Genomic DNA, 18,617 nt, shown 5'->3' with positions numbered 1-18,617 from the left:
CCATTGCTGACCTCTGCGCGGACGTATCACGCGGTTCAACCGTCAACTCGCGCTCCAATTCCTGGCCGCAGGGATGGTGGTCACGGATTCAGGATACAGCAACACTGGGCTGCGCTGGACACTGCTTTGCGGGATACCCGTGATCGGGATGTCACGCACAAACAGTGAAAATTGCAGGCTTCCCACGTACTCACAGCAACGAGAAACGATCCATGAATACGCTCGCAGTCATCGGCCTGGGTTATGTGGGCCTGCCCCTGGTGGTGGAGTTCGGCAAGCAGGTGCGCACCATCGGTTTCGACATCGCCAGGAACAAGGTCGAGGCCTGCCAGCGCGGCACCGACCCCAGCCGTGAGCTGAGCGACGAGGAAGTCCAGGCGGCCACCCATGCCGTCTATACCGATGACCCCAAGATGCTGGCCGAGGCCGACGTCATCATCGTCGCCGTGCCCACGCCGGTGGACGAGGCCCACATCCCCGACTTCCGCCCGCTGATCGGATCAAGCACCAGCGTCGGCCGCCACATGAAGAAGGGCGCCATCGTCGTCTACGAGAGCACCGTCTACCCCGGCGCCACCGAAGAGGTCTGCATCCCCGTGCTGGAGCGCGAGTCCGGCCTGAAGTGGAAGCAGGACTTCTTCGTCGGCTACAGCCCCGAGCGCATCAACCCGGGCGACCGCGAACACACGCTGACCAAGATCCTGAAGATCGTCTCCGGTGACACGCCCGAGACGCTGGACAAGGTCGCCCAGGTCTACGAGAAGATCATCATCCCCGGCGTGCACCGCGCGTCCAGCATCAAGGCCGCCGAGGCCGCCAAGGTCATCGAGAACACCCAGCGCGACCTCAACATCGCGCTGATGAACGAGTTGTCCATCATCTTCGACAAGCTCGGCATCGACACCTCCGAGGTACTGGAGGCCGCCGGCACGAAGTGGAACTTCCTGAAGTTCAAGCCGGGCCTTGTGGGCGGCCATTGCATCGGCGTGGACCCCTACTACCTGACCCACAAGGCCGACATGCTGGGCTACCACCCGCAGGTCATCCTGGCGGGGCGGCGCATCAACGATGGCATGGGCAAGTTCATCGCCGAGCAGACCATCAAGCAGATGATCGCCAGCGGCAGCTACATCAAGGGCGCGCGCGTCAACGTGCTGGGTCTGACCTTCAAGGAGAACTGTGGCGACCTGCGCAACTCCAAGGTCATCGACATCATCAACGAGCTCAAGACCTATGGCGTCGAGATCTTCGTCACCGATGCGCAGGCCGATCCCGAAGAGGCCATGCACGAGTACGGCGTGCGCCTGATGCCGTTCGACGACCTGCCGCGCGCCGATGCCATCGTGGCCGCCGTGTCGCACCGTGAATACGCGGCGCTGGGCATCGAGGACATCGGCAAGAAGCTCACCAAGGGTGGCGCCTTCATCGACGTGAAGGCGGCGTTCGACGCCGCCGCACTCCTGAGCGCGGGCTATCGCCTCTGGCGACTGTGAGCCGACTATGAGCTCGCAAATCGGTGATGAGGGGCTTTCCGTCGTCGTTCCGGTATTCCGCTCGCGGGAGGGGCTGCATCTGCTGCACACGCGCCTGACGGCCGCGCTGGAGCGTTTAGGCCGGCCGTTCGAAATCCTGCTCGTCGAAGACGGCGGTCATGACGGGTCCTGGGAAGAAATCGTCCGGCTGGCCACCCAGGACGATCGCATCAGGGGCCTGCGCATGGGGCGCAATTTCGGCCAGCACAACGCACTTCTGGCAGGCATCCGCGCGGCGCGGCAGCCGCTGATCGTGACGCTGGACGATGACCTTCAGAATCCGCCGGAAGAAATCCACAAGCTGCTTGCACGTCTGGGCGAAGGGTTTGACGTGGTGTATGGCAAGCCCGCGCGCGAGCAACATGGTTTCCTGCGGGACATGGCCTCCAGGGTCACGAAGCTCGTGCTGCAGCAGGCCATGGGCGCAAGCACGGCGCGGCACGTCAGCGCCTTTCGCGTCTTCCGCACGCGCTTGCGGGATGCCTTCGCGACCTATCGCAGCCCGTTTCTGTCTCTCGATGTGCTGCTGACCTGGGGCAGCAGCCGTTTCAGCTATGTCGAGGTGCAGCACGACGAGCGCAAGCTCGGCGAGTCCGGGTATTCGCTGCGCAAGCTCATCGCCCATGCATTCAATATGGTCACCGGCTTCAGCACCGCACCGCTGCAGGCCGCGAGCTGGATCGGTTTTGTCTTCACGTTGTTCGGCCTGGGTGTGCTGGTCTTCGTCGTTGCCAGCTATTTCATCAACGGTGTGGCTGTGCCGGGTTTTGCCTTCCTGGCGTCCATCGTGGCCATCTTCTCCGGGGCACAGTTGTTTGCCCTCGGTATCATCGGTGAATACCTCGCGCGCATGCACTTCCGCACCATGGAGCGTCCGACCTATCTGATCACCGAACAGGTGGGGCCGCTCGCCGGCATGCAGCCAGCGAACCCATTGTCCGCGGTGCCCGTCGATGCTGAAGCTTGAGCGTCTTGTTGTCGACACACCGGCCCTGAGCGTCAGCTATTTCGAGGTGCCGTGGGACACGGCGATCTTCGGCAGCCCCGTTGCCCAGCTCGAAGGTCTCGAATTGCGCCAGCCGTCGCAAGCCGAGACGGATTTTTCGGGCTATGAGCGCTGGGCGAAGGAGCGTGGCGTCGCCCTCGAGGTTTGCAAGCTCGAGTCCCGGCGTCTCGCGGAGATTGCCTGGCTGCAGGCGCGCGGGTTTCGGTGGATAGAGACGATGTATTTCCCGCTGCTGGCCGATCTTCAAGCCGCACCGCCTGGAGCAGCGGATCCCGCGCTGACGCTGCGGCTCATGCGGCCTGACGAGTTGTCCGAGGTGCAGGCCATCGCCGAGCAGTCTTTCGTCACGAGCCGTTTCTTCATCGACCCGCAAATCTGTCCGCAGCGTGGCGCGGCCCGCTATGCGACCTGGGTGCGCAACAGTGCCAATGATCCCGCCCAGCAGGTTCTGGTGGCGGAACTGGGAGGGGAGATCGCCGGGTTTTTCATCGTCCAGGAGCGCGAGCAAGAGGGGCAGTGTTCGGCCTACTGGCATCTGACGGCCGTGGCAGCGGCATTCCAGGGCAGAGGCTTGGGCAAGCGGCTTTGGCGGCTGGTCATGGACCGGCATCGCGAGCGTGGCTGCCGGCAACTGCGCACGGCCATCTCGGGGCACAACCTGCCGGTTTTGGCGCTCTACGGCCAGCTCGGTTTTCGCTTCGAGCGCGCGGAGGCCACCCTGCATCGGGGAGTGCTGCCTCCGCTGGACCTGCCGTGAGCGAGCGGGTGCATTGGTTCGGCCAGTTCTGGCGCTACGCGGTCGTCGGGCTGGGGTCCAACGCCTTGCTCTTCGGCCTGTATATGGTGCTCACGTCCGCCGGCTTGACCCCGATTCTGGCGATGAGTCTGATGTATGCGCTGGGCGTGCTGCAGACCTTCGTCCTCAACCGTCGATGGAGCTTCGCTTCCCGCGCAGCCGCACCCAAGGCGTTTGCCCGCTATGTCGCTGCCTATGCCTTCGGCTACCTTTTCAACCTGGTGATGCTGGGCCTCTTGCACCACTATGCCGGCTGGTCGCATGAGTGGGTGCAGGGCGTCACGATCGTGCTGACGGCAATCCTGCTGTTCCTTCTGCAACGCCACTGGGTATTCCGCGACGAAGGTATCGCGGCCTCATCTACGACTTAGGAGTTCTGGCCATGATTCCTTTCAACAAGCCCTATATGACCGGCAAAGAGCTCTGGAACATCGCCCAGGCTCATGCCAAAGGTCATCTCGCCGGTGATGGTGGGTTCACCAAGCAGTGCCATCACTGGTTGGAAAAGACAGTCGGCTGCCAGAAGGCCCTGCTGACCCATTCCTGCACTGCCGGCCTCGAGATGGCCGCGCTGCTGACCGACCTGGAGCCGGGCGACGAGGTCATCATGCCCTCGTTCACCTTCGTGTCGACGGCCAACGCCTTCGTGCTGCGCGGCGCCGTGCCCGTGTTCGTGGACATCCGTCCCGACACGTTGAACCTGGACGAGCGCCTCATCGAGGCCGCCATCACGCCCAAGACCCGTGCCATCGTGCCCGTGCACTACGCCGGCGTGTCCTGCGAGATGGATGCCATCCTCGAGATTGCGCGCCGTCACAATCTGCTGGTCATCGAGGACGCCGCGCAAGGCCTGGGTTCGAGCTATCGCCGTCGGCCCCTGGGCTCGATGGGCGAACTGGCTGCGCTGAGCTTCCACGAAACGAAAAACATCATTGCGGGCGAGGGTGGTGCCTTGCTGGTCAATGCACCGCGGCTGGCCGAGCGCGCGGAAATCATCCGCGAGAAGGGCACCAACCGCAGCCAGTTCTTCCGCGGCCAGGTGGACAAGTACACCTGGGTCGACGTGGGCTCGTCCTATCTACCGGGTGAGATCGTGGCGGCCTTCCTGGTCGCGCAGTTCGAGGAGGCCGATGCCATCAATCGGCGCCGCCTGCTGATGTGGGATGTCTACCATCAGGCGCTGTCCTCCTTCGAGGCGGAAGGCTTGCTGCGCCGCCCCATCGTGCCGGAGCACTGCCAGCACAACGCGCACATGTATTACATCCTGCTGCCGGATCTGTCACGCCGCACGGCCGTCATCGCCAGCCTGAAGGAGCAGGGCGTGCAGTCGGTGTTCCATTACATCCCGCTGCACAGCGCGCCGGCCGGCAAACGCTATGCGCGTGCTCACGGCGAACTGCCGGTCACGAACAATACGAGCGACCGCCTGCTGCGCTTGCCGTTGTGGGTGGGCATGGAGGACAAGCAGCGCGATGTCTTGCGCGCGCTGCGCGTGGCGCTCGGGGCCCAGGATTGAAGCGGATTGGGGCCTGCACAGGCCGGCTTGACGGGGCGCTCCTGGCCTGGGGGGGCGTTGCTCTGGTGGGCGGGTGGTCCATGCTCTCGGTCGTGCTGACCGCCGGGCGTGGCATCGAGCTGACCGACGAAGCCTTCTATTGGTTGCAGTTGCGTTACTGGCAGCAGTTCGACTTCCAGTTCTCGTTCTTTGCAGCCTACCTCGACGGTCTGTTCTGGCTGCTGCGAGAGCGCATCGACCTGATGCGCATCGCCGGTGCGGCACTGATCGCGGCATCCAGTGCGACGATGTTCGTGCAGCTGGCCGCCTATGTGCGCTGGCAGTGCCCGGGCATCGAGATCCCTGAGCGGCGGTTTGCCTGGTTGGCGGCGCTGCTGGGGCTGACCCACTATGCCTATATGTGGACCTTGCGAGGCCCGTCCTACAACACCATGGCCTTCTTCGGCTGCGCTCTCGCAAGCGCTCTGTTGTTGGCATGGCTGAGGCGGGCCGGGCGCCGTGCATTGCTGGGCCTGCTGTATGGCCTGGTGCTTGGCATGACCGTGTTCTGCAAGATCACCACGGCCGTTCTGCTGTTGGCGCTGCACTGCGCGATGCTGCTGCTGCATCACCGGGATTGGTCATGGCGAAGTTTCTGGACGCTGGCGGGAACGGCCGCGCTGGGTGTCGGGCTCAACCTGGGCTACGTCACTTGGCGTGATCCTGCCTGGTGGCAGACCGTGATGGACGGGTTGGCCTTTCAGCGTGCCATGGAAGCACGGGATCCGCTGTTGTCCCTGCGGGCGGTGCTGTGGTCGTGGCAGCGGGAGGCGCCCTTGCCCCTGCTGGCCGCCATGGCCGTGGCCATTGGCGCGCAGGTCATGCTGTTACGGCGTGCCGCCGTGCATGCGGCTGCTGGCCTGATGCTTTTCACGATGGCCGCCCTTGGCGTGTGGATGCTGGTGACCACCGAGGTCAGAGGGGGCTGGCTGCTGGTCGTCGCGTTTGCATCGTGCAGCCTTGTGCTGCAGTTGGCCCACGGCCGCGTACGGCCGCGCCTGCTGCCCTGTGCCGTGGTGTGTGGCCTCGTTTTCGGGCTGCCGTTGGCCTATTCCTTCGGCACGAATATGCCGCTGGCCGACCACTCCCTGATGGCTGCCGCCTTTCCGCTGTGTGGCCTGCTTTGTGGCCTGTGGGTTCTGCGTGGCTGGGGCCACATCGGCGAAGGTGCGCTGGCGCTGGGTGCGCTGCTGCTGTCGCTGCCCGTGCTGGCGCCGATGACCTGGCCTTGGCTGTATGCGCAGCAGACCTATCGACTGCATGGCTCCCTGCTCGAGGCCCGCGTGCCGCTGTCCGACAACGCGCGTTATCGGGCCCTTCTGACGGATACCCGGACAGCTGGCGCATTGAATCAACTCGCCGACACGCTGAAGCTTGCCGGCTTCAAGCCTGGTCAGCCCATGATCGAGTTCACGGGTGGCCTTCCGGGCATCGTGGACGTGCTCGCCGGCCAACCCGTCGGCGTGGCCTGGCTGCTCGGCAACTATCCAGGCTCGAGCGCAGCGGCCGGCATTGTGCTGTCCCGCGTCAGCATTGAGCAATGGCGTCAGACTTGGCTCATCACGTCGGTGGACGCGTCCAGGCGCATCCGGGGCTGGGACGCGATGCTGAACAAGCGCTTGGGCCAGCGTTGTCACGAACGCGTGGCGAGCTTCTCTTTCTCCCCGCCGCAGTCCGCGCGACACGATCGGCCCGGTTGGCCTATAGAACTCAGCGTATGGCGGCCACTGGCAGTCTGCCTGCCTGGAGGTGTCGATGCTCAATGAGGTGGCGGCGTTTCATCGCCCCCTGGTCGTTCACCTGCTGCACCGCTTCGACACCGGCGGGCTGGAGAACGGCGTCGTCAATATCATCAACCACCTGCCGGCTTTCCGGCATGCGGTGGTCGCGGTCACCGAAATCACCGCGTTCAAGGAGCGCGTGAAGGCGCCGGGAACGCAGTTCATCTCGCTGCACAAGTCGCCCGGCCAGGGGCTTTGGCTCTACCCGCGCGTGTACCGGCTGCTGCGCGAGCTGCGCCCGGCCGTCGTGCACACACGCAATCTCGGCGCGATGGAATTCCAGCTGCCGGCCTGGGCCGCGCGGGTGCCTCTGCGCGTGCACAGCGAGCATGGCTGGGACACCAACGACCTGGGCGGCGTCAGCCGTGCCAATCAACGCCTGCGGCGCGTCTATGGCGCCGGCACGCATCGCTTCGTGGCGCTGTCCAAGGCCATCGAGAGCTATCTGACCGGTCCGGTCGGCTTCGCCCGCGAGCGGGTGCTGCGCATCTGCAATGGCGTCGACACCCGGTGTTTCGCGCCGTCGGAGGTGCCGCCGGCGGATTGGCCCTTTCGCCGCGGTGAGCATCTCGTCGTCGGCGCGGTGGGGCGTATGCAGGCCGTGAAGGATCCGCTCAACCTCGTCGACGCCTTCCTGCGTCTGCGCGAGCTGTGCCCGGCCGACTGGCCGCGGCTGCGCCTGGTCATGCTGGGTGGCGGCCCGCTGCTGGAAGCCGCGCTGGAACGGCTGGCTCAGGCCGGGGCCGCTGAGCAGGCCTGGCTGCCTGGCGACCGCGGTGACGTCGCGCGGCTGCTGTCGCAGTTCGACATCTTTGCGCTGCCGTCACAGGCCGAGGGCATCAGCAATACGCTGCTGGAAGCCATGGCCTGCGGCTGCGCGCCGGTGGCGACCGACGTGGGCGGCAACCCGGAACTGGTGGAAGAGGGCGTCAACGGCCTGCTCGTGCCCGCCCGGGACAGCAAGGAAATGGCCATTGCCTTGGCGCGTCTCGTCACCGATCCGGTCCTGCGCCAGCGCATGGGTGCGGCCTCGCTCGCCCGGGTGCGCGGGCAGTTCAGTTTGGACGGCATGGTCGCGGCCTATGGCCGTTTGTATGCCGGCGCGCTCCCCCGGTCAGGGGGATAGGCCGTGCCTGAGATCACGCCAACGGCTGCGAAGCCCGGGCAGCGTCACCAAGCTCGGTAAGAATCCGCCTTTAACCGCGCCCGAGAGGCGCGACCTTCCCAATGATTGGCTGAACCAGGTCCAACCCATGTGCGGCATCACCGGTCTGTTCGACACCCGTGGCCAGCGCCTTCCGGAGCGCGAGCGCCTGCACCGGATGAACGAGTCCCAGCACCATCGCGGGCCGGACGAGGGTGACCTCCACATCGAGCCCGGCGTCGGCTTCGGTCACAGGCGTTTGTCGGTCATCGACATCGCGACCGGCCAGCAGCCGATCTTCAACGATGACAAGTCGGTGGCCCTGGTCTTCAACGGCGAGGTCTACAACTACCTGGAGCTGATGGACGAGCTGCGTGGCCACGGCTACGTGTTCCGCACCAAGAGCGATTCCGAGGCCATCGTGCGCGCCTGGGAGCACTGGGGCGAGGACTGCGTGCACCACCTGCGCGGCATGTTCGCCTTCATGATCCACGACCGCCGCCGCGACTGCCTCTTCATGGCCCGCGACCGCCTGGGCGTGAAGCCGCTGCACTATGCGCTGACCGAGGACGGCTGGCTGCTGTTCGGCTCCGAACTCAAGAGCCTGATGGCCCATGGCGGCCTGCGCCAGGAGATCGACCCGCGCGCCGTCGAGGCCTATTTCGCGCTGGGCTATGTGCCCGACCCCTGGACGATCTATCGACACGCGCAAAAGCTCGCGCCCGGCCATCGCCTGCTCGTCAAGCGCGGCCAGCCCCTGGGTGAGCCGCAGCGCTACTGGGACGTCAAGTTCACGCTGGACGCGAAGATCGGCGAGGAAGAGGCTGCCGAGGAGCTGCGCCGCCGCCTCGCCGAGTCGGTCAAGCTGCGGCTCAAGGCCGAGGTGCCGCTGGGTGCCTTCCTGTCGGGTGGCGTCGACTCCAGCGCCGTCGTCGCGGCCATGGCCCAACTGGACGACCAGCCGGTGAACACCTGTTCCATCGGCTTCGACGACCCCAAGTTCAACGAAACCGAGTTCGCGCAGATGGTGGCGGATCGCTACCGCACCAACCATCGCGTCGAGGTCGTCAACAGCGACGACTTCGGCCTTGTCGACCTGCTGGCCCACCTCTACGACGAGCCCTATGCCGACTCGTCGGCCATCCCGACTTACCGCGTCTGCGAGCTCGCACGCAAGCATGTGACCGTGGCTTTGAGCGGTGACGGGGGGGACGAGAGCTTCGGCGGCTACCGCCGCTACAGGATGCACATGATGGAAGAGCGCATGCGCGGTGCCTTCCCGCTAGCATTGCGCCGCGGCGTGTTCGGCCCGCTGGCGCGGCTCTACCCGAAGGCCGACTGGGCGCCGCGCGTGTTTCGTGCCAAGACGACCTTCCAGGCCATCGCCCGGAATTCGGTCGACGCCTACTTCAACACGATGGGCCTGGTGCGCGACCCGCTGCGCAACGAGCTCTTCAGCGACGCCTTCAAGCGTGAGCTGCAGGGCTGGCATGCCAGCGAGGTCTTCCACCATCACGCTCGCCGCGCGAACACCGACGATCCGCTGGCGCTGATCCAGTACCTGGACATCCACACCTATCTGCCGGGCGACATCAACACCAAGGTCGACCGTGCCAGCATGGCCCACAGCCTGGAGGTGCGCGAGCCGCTGATGGACCATCCGCTGGTGGAGTGGATCGCGACGCTGCCCTCCGACCTGAAGCTGCGCGGCCAGGAAGGCAAGTACATCTTCAAGAAGGCGCTGGAGCCCATGCTGCCGCATGACGTGCTCTACCGGCCCAAGATGGGTTTTGCCGTGCCACTGGCACGCTGGCTGCGCGGCCCGCTGCGCGAGCAGACTCGCCAAGCGCTGCAGCACGGCGCACTGGCCCAGACCGGCTGGTTCAGCCAGAGCGCCATCGCCCGGCTGCTGGACCAGCACGAGCGCGGCGCGATGGACCACGCCCAGCCGTTGTGGGTGCTGCTGATGTTCGACGCCTTCCTGCGCAACGCGGGCTTGGGCAGCGCCACGGCTCGTGCCGCCGCTTGATTTCGACAAGGACAACAAGATGAAGGTTTCGGTTTTCGGTCTGGGCTATGTCGGCGCCGTGTCATGCGCCTGCCTGCCCGAGCTCGGCCACGAGGTCGTCGGCGTCGACATCAACCCGCTCAAGGTCGAGCTGATCGCGTCGGGCCAGTCGCCCGTCGTCGAGGAAGGCATCGAGGAGCTGATCTCCGCTGCCGTCAAGGCCGGCAGGCTGACCGCCACGAACGACGTCGCCGCGGCCGTGCAGGGCACCGAGGTGTCGCTGATCTCGGTGGCCACGCCCTCGCTGCCCAACTACATGCCCGACCTGACGGCGCTGGACGCCGTCGTCGGCCAGATCGGCGCAGAAATCGCGCGCAAGGACGACCACCACACCCTGGTCATCCGCAGCACCGTGGCGCCGGGCACCACGCGCGAGCGTATCGCGCCGCTGCTGGAGAAGGCCGCCGGCCGCAGGATCGGCGACCGGCTGTCCCTGGTCTTCAACCCTGAGTTTCTGCGCGAAGGCTCGTCGGTGGCCGATTTCCACAAGCCGCCGCAAACCATCGTCGGCAGCGTGGACGAGGCCGGCGTGGAGGTCATGCGCCGGCTCTACGCCGGCGTGCCGGGCAGCTTCGTCGCCGCCGAGGTCGGCGTGGCAGAGTCGGTCAAATACCTGTGTAACGTCTTCCACGCGCTGAAGATCGTCTTTGCCAACGAGGCCGGCGCGGTCCTGAAGCAGACCGGGCTGGATTCGCGCGACGTGCTAGAACTGTTCTGCCGCGACACCCAGCTCAACATCTCCAAGGCCTATCTGCGCCCGGGCTTCGCCTTCGGCGGCTCCTGCCTGCCCAAGGAGGTCAAGGGCTTCCTGACCATCGCCCGCGAGCGCGGCGTGGACATCCCCGTGCTGGGCTCGCTGCTGGACAGCAACGAGGCCCACATCGGCCGCGCCTACGACCTTATCGCCGCCGCTGGCCGCAAGCCGGTGGCCCTGTTCGGCCTGGCCTTCAAGCCCGGGACCGACGACCTGCGCGACTCGCCGCTGGTGGTGCTTGCCGAGCGCCTGCTCGGCAAGGGCTTCGATCTGGCCATCTACGACAAGTTCGTCAAGATCGCGCGGCTGCTCGGCAAGAACAAGGAATACATCGACCGCGAGATCCCCCATCTCGACAAGCTGCTGCAGGAGACGCCCGATGCGGCGCTGGCGCGCGCCGAGATCGTCGTCGTCGGCCATGCCGACGCCGAGACCCGCCAGCGCATCATCACGGTGGCCAAGGGGGCGCGCGTCATTGACCTGAACGGTTACGCCGACTTGCGTGACGCCGGCTTCGCCGAGTACGAGGGCATCTGCTGGTGACCCGTTTGCGCGTCGCGTTCGTCTCGCCGGTCTTCCTGTTCCCGGCCGATGCCGGCGGCAAGATCCGCACAGGCAACATCCTGCGAGGTCTCAAGGAGAGTGGTCGTTTCGACATCACGCTGTTGTCGCCGGCCGCGCCCGAGCAGCAACGTGACTGGCAGGCCGAGCTGGACCGGCTGTGCGAACGTTTCATCGGCTGGGCGCCGAGTGGGCCACGCCCACGCTGGCAGCGCGCACCCGATCTGCTGTCGCCGCTGCCGATCAACGTTGTGGCCGACCGCACGCCCGCGGCCCTGCAGGCCGTCGAGAAGGTGCTGGCGGCGGAACGCTTCGACGTCGTCGTCTTCGACTTCGTCCACGCCGCGGTGCTCAGGCCGCGGCGCCTGGGCGGTGCGACGGTCTGCTTCACGCACAACGTCGAGGCCGAGATCTTCGAGCGCCATGCCAGGACGGCTGCCAGCGCGCCGCTGCGCTGGCTGTGGGCCTCGCAGGCCGCCAAGATGCGCCGCTTCGAGCGTGAAGCGCTGGCCGGGTTCACCCGCGTCGTCGCCGTGTCCGAGCGCGACGCGAAGATGTTCGCGGAGAACGACGGCCTGACGACGGCCCGGGCCATCCCGACCGGCGTCGATCTCGACTTCTTCAGCTGGCAGGCCCCCGCCGATGGCATGCCGACGGTCGTCTTCACCGGCTCGATGGACTGGGAGGCGAACGTCGATGGCATCCGCTTCTACCTCGAGGAGGTCTGGCCGCTTGTGCGCGCCCGGGTCCCGGATGCACAGCTGCGCGTCGTCGGCAAGAACCCGCCCGCGTCGCTTGTGCAGCGCAACCTGCCCGGCGTGAGCTTCACCGGGTTCGTCGACGACGTGCGCGACCACACCCGTGATGCGCAGGCCTTCGTGATCCCGCTTCGCGTCGGCGGGGGCACCCGCATCAAGGCCTTCGAGGCCATGGCCATGGGCCTGCCGGTGGTGTCGACGACGATCGGCATCGAGGGGCTGGACGTCGACGACGGTGTCCATTTCCTGCGCGCCGATGGCGTCGAAGCTCTGGCGGACGCGACATGCAAGCTGCTGGCCGACGCTGCGCTGCGCCTGCAGCTGTCACGCGCGGCGCGCGAACTGGTCGAGGTGCAATTCGGTCACCGTGTCGCGGCCGAGGCTTTCGGCCGCATCCTCATCGAGGCGGTGGAGGCCCTGCGGTGAGGCGGCTGAAGGTCCTGACCTTCTCGACGCTGTTCCCGAGCAGCGTGCGGCCCGGCCATGGCATCTTTGTCGAGACGCGGCTGCGCGAGCTGCTCAAGAGCGGGCAGGTCGAGTCGCGCGTCATCGCGCCGGTGCCCTGGTTCCCGTCGACCAATCCGCGCTGGGGCGACTACGCCAGGTTCGCCGCGACGCCGGCGCGCGAGCAGCGCAACGGCATCGACGTACTGCACCCGCGCTACCTGCTTGCCCCGAAGATCGGCATGACCTCGGCACCGCTGACGCTGGCGCTGGGTGCGCGGGCCGCCGTGCGCCGGCTCATCGACGAGGGCTTCGACTTCGACCTCATCGATGCCCATTACTACTATCCCGACGGCGTCGCCGCGGCTCTGCTGGCCCAATGGTTCGACAAGCCGCTGACGATCACCGCGCGAGGCAGCGATATCAACCTGATTACCCGCCACGCGCTGCCGTTGCGTTTCATGCGTTGGGCGTCGCGCGTCGCGTGTGCTTCGATCGGCGTCAGCCAGGCATTGGTCGAACGCATGCGCGAACTGGGTGTGGCGAGCCGCCAGCAGCTGACGCTGCGAAACGGTGTGGACCTGACGCGCTTTCAGGCTAGCGCTGACCGCACGGTGCTGCGAGCGCGGCTTGGTGTCGACGGGAGTCCGTTGCTGCTGTCGGTCGGGAACCTTGTTCCTCTGAAGGGGCACAACCTCGTGATCGAATCCTTGGGCATGCTGCGCCAGCAGGGGCTGGACGCGCGCCTGTGCATCATCGGTGCGGGCCCGTTGCGCAGCGAACTGGAAACCGTGGTCGGGCGACTGGGGCTGGCTCGGAAAGTATGTTTTCTCGGTGCCTTGCCGCAAGACGAACTTGCCGCCTGGTATGGAGCGGCCGACGTGCTGATGCTGGCGTCCGAGCGCGAAGGCTGGCCCAACGTGTTGCTGGAGAGCATGGCTTGCGGCACCCCTGTCGTCGCAACGGCAGTGGGCGGTATCCCGGAGATCGTCGAGACGCACCTGGCTGGACGTGTCGTCAAGGAACGCACGGCGCAAGCCCTGGCTGATGCGGTGCTCAGCCTGTGGCACGCACTGCCGCCACGCGAAGCCGTGCGCGACCATGCTTGTCGTTTCGGCTGGCATGAAACCACGCAGGGCCAGGTTGATTTGTTCCAAAACATCGTAGGAACCAGCAGACATGCGTGACATCGCCTTGCTGGTCATCGTCGGCTGGTGCTTTCTGCAGGCCTTTCGTCACCCGTGGATCGGCATCCTGGGCTGGACCTGGTTCAGCATCATGAACCCGCACCAGCTGACCTGGACATTGCGGACCATGCCTTTCGCCGCCGTCATTGGCGGCGCGACCCTGATCGGCCTCTTCGTCACGAAGGACAGGCGCGACTACTCGCTGAACCGCGAGAACATCACGCTGATGATCTTCATGCTGTGGATATGCATCACGCTGCCGTTCTCGATGCTGTTTGACGAGAGCTTCGAGCTGTGGAAGCGGGTCATGAAGATCGACCTGATGATCCTCGTGGCCATGGTGCTGCTGCACAGCAAGCGCCACATGATGCTGCTGGCCTGGGTGCTGGTCATCTCCATCGGCTTCTTTGGCGTCAAGGGCGGCGCCTTCACGATCCTGACCGGCGGCAGCTATAGGGTCTGGGGGCCGGAGAACACCTACATCGAGGGCAACAACGAGGTCGCTCTCGCCATCGTCATCGTCATCCCCTTGATGCGCTTCCTGCAGATGCAGATGCAGGCCAAGTGGGCCAAGACGACGATGACCGTCTGCATGGTGCTGATGGCGATGGCGGCCTTGGGCAGCCATTCGCGCGGCGCCTTGCTGGCCATTGCGGCGATGGCGCTGGTGCTCTGGTGGCGCGGCAAGAACAAGTTCGTCGGCGCTGTCACCATCGTTGTCGTCGGTGTGGCGCTGCTGTCGCTGATGCCGGCCGAGTGGTGGGACCGGATGAACACCATCAAGTCCTACCAGCAGGACGAGTCGGCCCTCGGGCGTATCAACGCCTGGGGCATGGCCTGGAACCTGGCCAAGGCCAATTTCTTTGGCGGTGGTTTCATGGTGTGGACGGGCGTCATCTTCGCCATCTATGGCCCCGACCCCAACGATGTGCACGCGGCCCACAGCATCTATTTCATGGTGCTTGGCGAGCAGGGCTTCGTTGGCCTGTTCATCTTCCTCACGCTGTTCACGATGGTCTGGTTCACGGCCGGTTCGATCCGCGTCAAGGCTCGTGGCAAGCCGGAAACGCAGTGGTTGTCCGACCTTGGCGGCATGCTGCAGGTCAGCCTGGCCGGCTATGCGGTGGGCGGCGCCTTCCTGAGCCTGAGCTATTGGGACCTGCCCTATAACCTGTTGGTGCTGGCCGTCATCGGCAGGCGTTGGCTGGAGCGCAAGGAGTGGCTGCGTGAGAGGGATGAGCCCCTCGTCTACTGGCCCGAATTTCTGAAAAAGCGCTTCGGAAAGAAGAAAGACCTTCCCTTGCCATGAAGCCGCTGTTCAGCCTGTTGTCCCCCGCCGGCGCGCGTGCGCGCCTGACTGTGCTGATCTTCCATCGCGTGCTGCGCGAGCCCGACCCGCTCTTTCCCGACGAGGTCGACGCGGCCCGTTTCGACGAGTTGCTGGGCTGGGTCAAGTCCTGGTTCAACGTGCTGCCGCTGGACGCTGCCATCCGTCAGCTGCACGAGGGCAGCCTGCCGGCGCGCGCCGCGGCGCTGAGCTTCGACGACGGCTATGCCGACAACCACGATGTCGCGCTGCCGCTGCTGAGAAAGCATGGCTTGCCGTGCAGTTTCTTCGTTGCCACCGGCTTCCTCGATGGCGGTCGTATGTGGAACGACACGCTGATCGAGGCTGTGCGGCTGAGCAGCCTGCGCACGCTGGACCTGCGTGGCTTCGTCGACGGCCGCGGCGATGATCTCGGCCAGCATGCACTCGGCGACGATGCCGGCCGCCGCGCAGTACTGGGCCGCCTCATCGAACGCGTGAAATATCTTCCCCCCGAGCCGCGCCAGGCCTGCGTCGATGCGATCGCCGCGCGCGCCGAGGTGCGGCCGCCCGACGACCTGATGATGAGCAGTGAGCAGGTGCGCAACCTGCATCATGCCGGCATGCGGATCGGCGCGCACACGGTCAGTCACCCCATCCTGGCCAAGCTCGATGCGCAGAAGGCCGCCGACGAGATCGGCCACAGCCGCGAGGTGCTGCAGGCGCTGCTGGGCGCGAAGGTCAGCCTGTTCGCCTATCCGAACGGCAAGCCCGGTACCGACTACCTGTCCGAAGTGCACCCGGCGCTCGTGCGCGAACTCGGCTTCGACGCGGCGGTGTCCACGCGCTGGGCCGCCGCACGCCGCGACGATGATGTCTTCCAGATCCCGCGCTTCACGCCCTGGGACCGCGGTCGCCTGAAGTTCGGACTGAGGCTGGCGCGCAACCTGCTGAACTGATGCGTCGCGTCCTTTTCATCGCCTATCTGTTCCCGCCGATCGCCAATTCAGGCACCCGGCGCAGTCTCGCATTCGCTAACCACCTGCCCGACGCTGGCTGGCAGCCGCTGGTGCTGAGCTGTGCCCCAGAGCCGCGAGCGTCGCTTGATGCCGAGTTGCTGGCCGAGGTCAGGCCCGGCACGCGCGTCGAGCGGGTGCCATTGCAAAGCCGTCTGCATGCCCGCCGCTGGGCTGGCTGGCTGCCTGGCAGGCTCGGCGCGCGCGCCGTCGAAGCGCTCGCCTGGCGGCTGGAGGCCCGCGCCGAGGTGCCGGACCAGGCCGCTGGCTGGCTGCATCCGGCCCTTGAACGCGCGCTGGCCCTGCATGACGAGGTCGGCTTCGACGCCATTTACGCCAGCGGCTGGCCCTGGACGGGTTTCCTGCTCGCCCGCGAGGTGTCGCGCCGCACCGGCAAGCCCTATGTGCTGGACTATCGCGACCAATGGACACCGAGTGGCGACATGGCCTGGGAGACCGCCTCGGCCGCACAGGCTCGCGAGAACCCGGCGCTGGAGCGTCTGGCAGCGCGCGATGCGGCGGCCGTCATCACCGTGACGCAAGCCCTGGTGGAGAGCATTGGCCGCGACTGCGGCCGCGGCGACCTGCATCTCATCACGAACGGTTTCGAGCCCAAGGACTTTGCCGCCGAGGCGGCGCCCCAAAACGATGGCCTGCTGCGCATCAGCTACACCGGCGTCTGGCGCCCGGGTTACGGCCTGCAGGACCTCTATGCTGCGATCGCGCTGCTGAAGGCGAGAGGGTGCGCCGAGCTCGCGCGGCTGCGCGTGCAGGCTGCAGGCTTCGCCACCGGCCCGGCTGCCGAGGCGGGCGTCAGCGACTGGGTGACGGAGTTCGGTCCGGTGCCCCACCGCCAGGCGCTGACGCTGATGAAGCAGGCCGATCTGCTCTATCTACCGGTACCGACCGGCTACTACGCGACCGCGTCGCTGCCGGGCAAGCTGTTCGAATACCTGGCCTGTGGCAGGCCCATCCTGGCCGTCGTGCCCGAGCGCAGCGAGGTGGCGCGGGTGCTCGACGATGTTGGTGGCGGCGTGCGCAGTGAGCCGGGCGATGTGGAGGGCCTTGCCATCAAGCTGCTCGGTTGGCTCCGCGGCGAGGCCAGTGTGGCGCCGCCCCGTGGCATCGAGCGCTACAGCCGCGCGGCCACGACGCGGCACCTTGCCCAGGTGCTGGACGCCGCAGTGGACGGCAGCGTGCTGGAGCCCCTGCGATGAGCGGTGTGCGCCGTGCGCTGCTGTTCTCTTTCGCTGAACGGTATGCCCTGATCGTCATCAACCTGGCGAGCAGTCTGCTGATAGCCCGCCTGCTCACGCCGGCCGACATCGGCATCTATTCGGTGACGTTGGCCGTCATGAGCATCGCCCAGGTGTTGCGCGACTTCGGCGTAGCGAGCTATCTGATCCAGGAGAAGGAGCTTACCGACGACCATGTGCGCAGCGCGCTCGGTGTCACGTTGGTCATCGGCGCCGGCTTGGCCCTCGTGCTGGCCTGCGCCGCACCGTGGGTGGCGGAGTTCTATCGCGAGCCGCGCATGCGCAACCTCATGTGGCTGGCCTCGCTGAACTTCCTGCTGCTGCCGTTCTCCACCATTTCGCTAACGCTGCTGCGCCGGCGCATGGCCTTCAAGGCCGTCGCCGGCGTGAACCTCGTCGCCACACTGGTCGGCGCCATCGCGAGCGTGAGCCTGTCCTGGGCCGGCTTCGGGCCGCTCGGCCTCGTGGCCGGCACGCTGTTCACCAGTGCCACGACCGGCTTCGTCGCCTGGCTGGCTCAAGGCGAGCGGCGCCTGCTGCGTCCCAGCCTGTCGCACTGGCGGCGCCTGTTCAGCTTTGGCGCGCAGAGTTCAGCGGTCGGCATCGTCACGACGGTGGCGATGGACATCAACGACCTCGCCGTGGGCAGGCTGATGGGCTTCGAGCCGGTCGCGCTGCTCAGCCGCGCCCAGGGCCTGATGTTTCTGTTCTACCGCGACCTGATGGGGGCCGTGCGCAATGTTGCCTACCCGGCCTATGCCCAGGCCGTGCGCGAGCAGCAGACGATGGAGCCGCTCTATGTGGCCAGCGTCAACTACGTCTGCGTCGTCGCCTGGCCCTTCTATGGCTTCGTGTCGCTCTATGCGCTGGAGACGCTGCGCCTGCTGTTCGGCCCGCAGTGGGATGCTGCCGCGCCGCTGGTGCCGCTGTTCTGCGCGGGCGGCGCCGTTGCGGCCATCGGAAATTTGATGGGCAACCTGACCGTCGCAATGGGGCGCATGGATTTGCTGACGCGCATGGAGCTGGTTTTTCAGCCCTTGCGTGCGCTGTTCATCGTCGTGGCGGCGGCCAGTTGGCGTGAGCCCCGTGCCTGCGCTGCTGCGTTTGCGCTGACGCTGCTGCTGCAGCTGCCGCTGATCTATGGCGTGAAGGCTCGCTTCCTGGCCAACGACTGGTGGGCGCTGGGGCGCAATCTGGCGCGCAGCCTGCTCGTTTCGGTGCTTGCCCTGACCCCGCCGTTGCTGCTGAAGCTGTGGGTGCCGCATCCGGCGGGCCAGCCCATGGCGTGGCCCGGCTTCGCGCTGGCCATCGGCGGCTGCATCGTGACCTGGCTGTTGGCCCTGTCCTGGTGTCGTCACCCGCTGGCAGCCGACCCCGCGTTTACGCGGCTGACGCGCTTCTGGCAGCGTCGTCGGGTCGACAATCCGCGCCAGAGCGACAAAACCGAATGAAT

At 66.3% G+C, this 18,617-nt stretch carries 15 protein-coding genes; all 15 read left to right on the top strand.

Features of this window, described 5'->3' with window-relative positions:
• Positions 1-212 precede the first annotated feature (212 nt).
• The 15 genes from EV671_RS23140 to EV671_RS23070 all read left to right on the top strand — a co-directional run bounded on the left by EV671_RS23140 (position 213) and on the right by EV671_RS23070 (position 18,615).
• Positions 213-1,493: a nucleotide sugar dehydrogenase gene (locus EV671_RS23140; protein ID WP_132576280.1), complete on the top strand. Its 1,281-nt coding sequence runs from the start codon at positions 213-215 to the stop codon at positions 1,491-1,493.
• A 7-nt stretch (positions 1,494-1,500) separates the two neighbouring features.
• Complete coding sequence (locus EV671_RS23135; RefSeq protein ID WP_132576279.1) at positions 1,501-2,499, top strand: glycosyltransferase family 2 protein; 999 nt, start codon at positions 1,501-1,503, stop codon at positions 2,497-2,499.
• A complete protein-coding gene (locus EV671_RS23130) occupies positions 2,486-3,295 on the top strand; it encodes a GNAT family N-acetyltransferase (protein WP_132576278.1) in 810 nt (269 codons plus the stop codon). The genes EV671_RS23135 and EV671_RS23130 overlap by 14 nt, the downstream gene beginning before the upstream one ends.
• Positions 3,292-3,705 carry a GtrA family protein gene (locus EV671_RS23125; RefSeq protein WP_207911229.1) on the top strand — a complete coding sequence of 138 codons (414 nt, stop codon included), beginning with the start codon at positions 3,292-3,294 and terminating at the stop codon, positions 3,703-3,705. Before EV671_RS23130 ends, EV671_RS23125 begins: the two co-directional genes overlap by 4 nt.
• An 11-nt stretch (positions 3,706-3,716) precedes the next feature.
• The gene (gene rffA, locus EV671_RS23120) at positions 3,717-4,850 is read left to right on the top strand and encodes a dTDP-4-amino-4,6-dideoxygalactose transaminase (RefSeq protein ID WP_132576277.1); all 1,134 of its coding nucleotides are present in this window, start codon (positions 3,717-3,719) and stop codon (positions 4,848-4,850) included.
• Positions 4,851-4,930: 80 nt separating this feature from the next.
• A complete protein-coding gene (locus EV671_RS23115; RefSeq protein ID WP_132576276.1) occupies positions 4,931-6,655 on the top strand; it encodes a hypothetical protein in 1,725 nt (574 codons plus the stop codon).
• Positions 6,645-7,796, top strand: a complete 1,152-nt coding sequence (locus EV671_RS23110) for a TIGR03088 family PEP-CTERM/XrtA system glycosyltransferase (RefSeq protein ID WP_132576275.1) — start codon at positions 6,645-6,647, stop codon at positions 7,794-7,796. Before EV671_RS23115 ends, EV671_RS23110 begins: the two co-directional genes overlap by 11 nt.
• A gap of 127 nt (positions 7,797-7,923) precedes the next feature.
• A complete protein-coding gene (locus EV671_RS23105) occupies positions 7,924-9,843 on the top strand; it encodes an XrtA/PEP-CTERM system amidotransferase (protein WP_132576274.1) in 1,920 nt (639 codons plus the stop codon).
• Between the two features lie 19 nt (positions 9,844-9,862).
• A complete protein-coding gene (locus EV671_RS23100) occupies positions 9,863-11,179 on the top strand; it encodes a nucleotide sugar dehydrogenase (RefSeq protein WP_132576273.1) in 1,317 nt (438 codons plus the stop codon).
• Complete coding sequence (locus EV671_RS23095; RefSeq protein WP_132576272.1) at positions 11,176-12,381, top strand: glycosyltransferase family 4 protein; 1,206 nt, start codon at positions 11,176-11,178, stop codon at positions 12,379-12,381. Before EV671_RS23100 ends, EV671_RS23095 begins: the two co-directional genes overlap by 4 nt.
• Before the next feature lie 5 nt (positions 12,382-12,386).
• Positions 12,387-13,586 carry a glycosyltransferase family 4 protein gene (locus EV671_RS23090; RefSeq protein WP_132576282.1) on the top strand — a complete coding sequence of 400 codons (1,200 nt, stop codon included), beginning with the start codon at positions 12,387-12,389 and terminating at the stop codon, positions 13,584-13,586.
• On the top strand, positions 13,579-14,895 hold the full coding sequence (locus EV671_RS23085) for a putative O-glycosylation ligase, exosortase A system-associated (RefSeq protein ID WP_132576270.1): 1,317 nt from the start codon (positions 13,579-13,581) through the stop codon (positions 14,893-14,895). Before EV671_RS23090 ends, EV671_RS23085 begins: the two co-directional genes overlap by 8 nt.
• Positions 14,892-15,851, top strand: coding sequence for a polysaccharide deacetylase family protein (locus EV671_RS23080; protein ID WP_132576268.1), 960 nt, complete (start codon positions 14,892-14,894; stop codon positions 15,849-15,851). Before EV671_RS23085 ends, EV671_RS23080 begins: the two co-directional genes overlap by 4 nt.
• The gene (locus tag EV671_RS23075) at positions 15,851-17,125 is read left to right on the top strand and encodes a glycosyltransferase (protein ID WP_132576266.1); all 1,275 of its coding nucleotides are present in this window, start codon (positions 15,851-15,853) and stop codon (positions 17,123-17,125) included. The genes EV671_RS23080 and EV671_RS23075 overlap by 1 nt, the downstream gene beginning before the upstream one ends.
• Positions 17,122-18,615: a lipopolysaccharide biosynthesis protein gene (locus tag EV671_RS23070; protein WP_132576264.1), complete on the top strand. Its 1,494-nt coding sequence runs from the start codon at positions 17,122-17,124 to the stop codon at positions 18,613-18,615. Before EV671_RS23075 ends, EV671_RS23070 begins: the two co-directional genes overlap by 4 nt.
• Positions 18,616-18,617 lie beyond the last annotated feature (2 nt).

It is taken from the genome of Roseateles saccharophilus, assembly GCF_004342485.1.
Classification (GTDB): Bacteria; Pseudomonadota; Gammaproteobacteria; order Burkholderiales; family Burkholderiaceae_C; genus Pelomonas; species Pelomonas saccharophila.
Note: the sequence above shows the minus strand (reverse complement) of the source record. Positions and strands in the feature narration are given on the sequence as shown.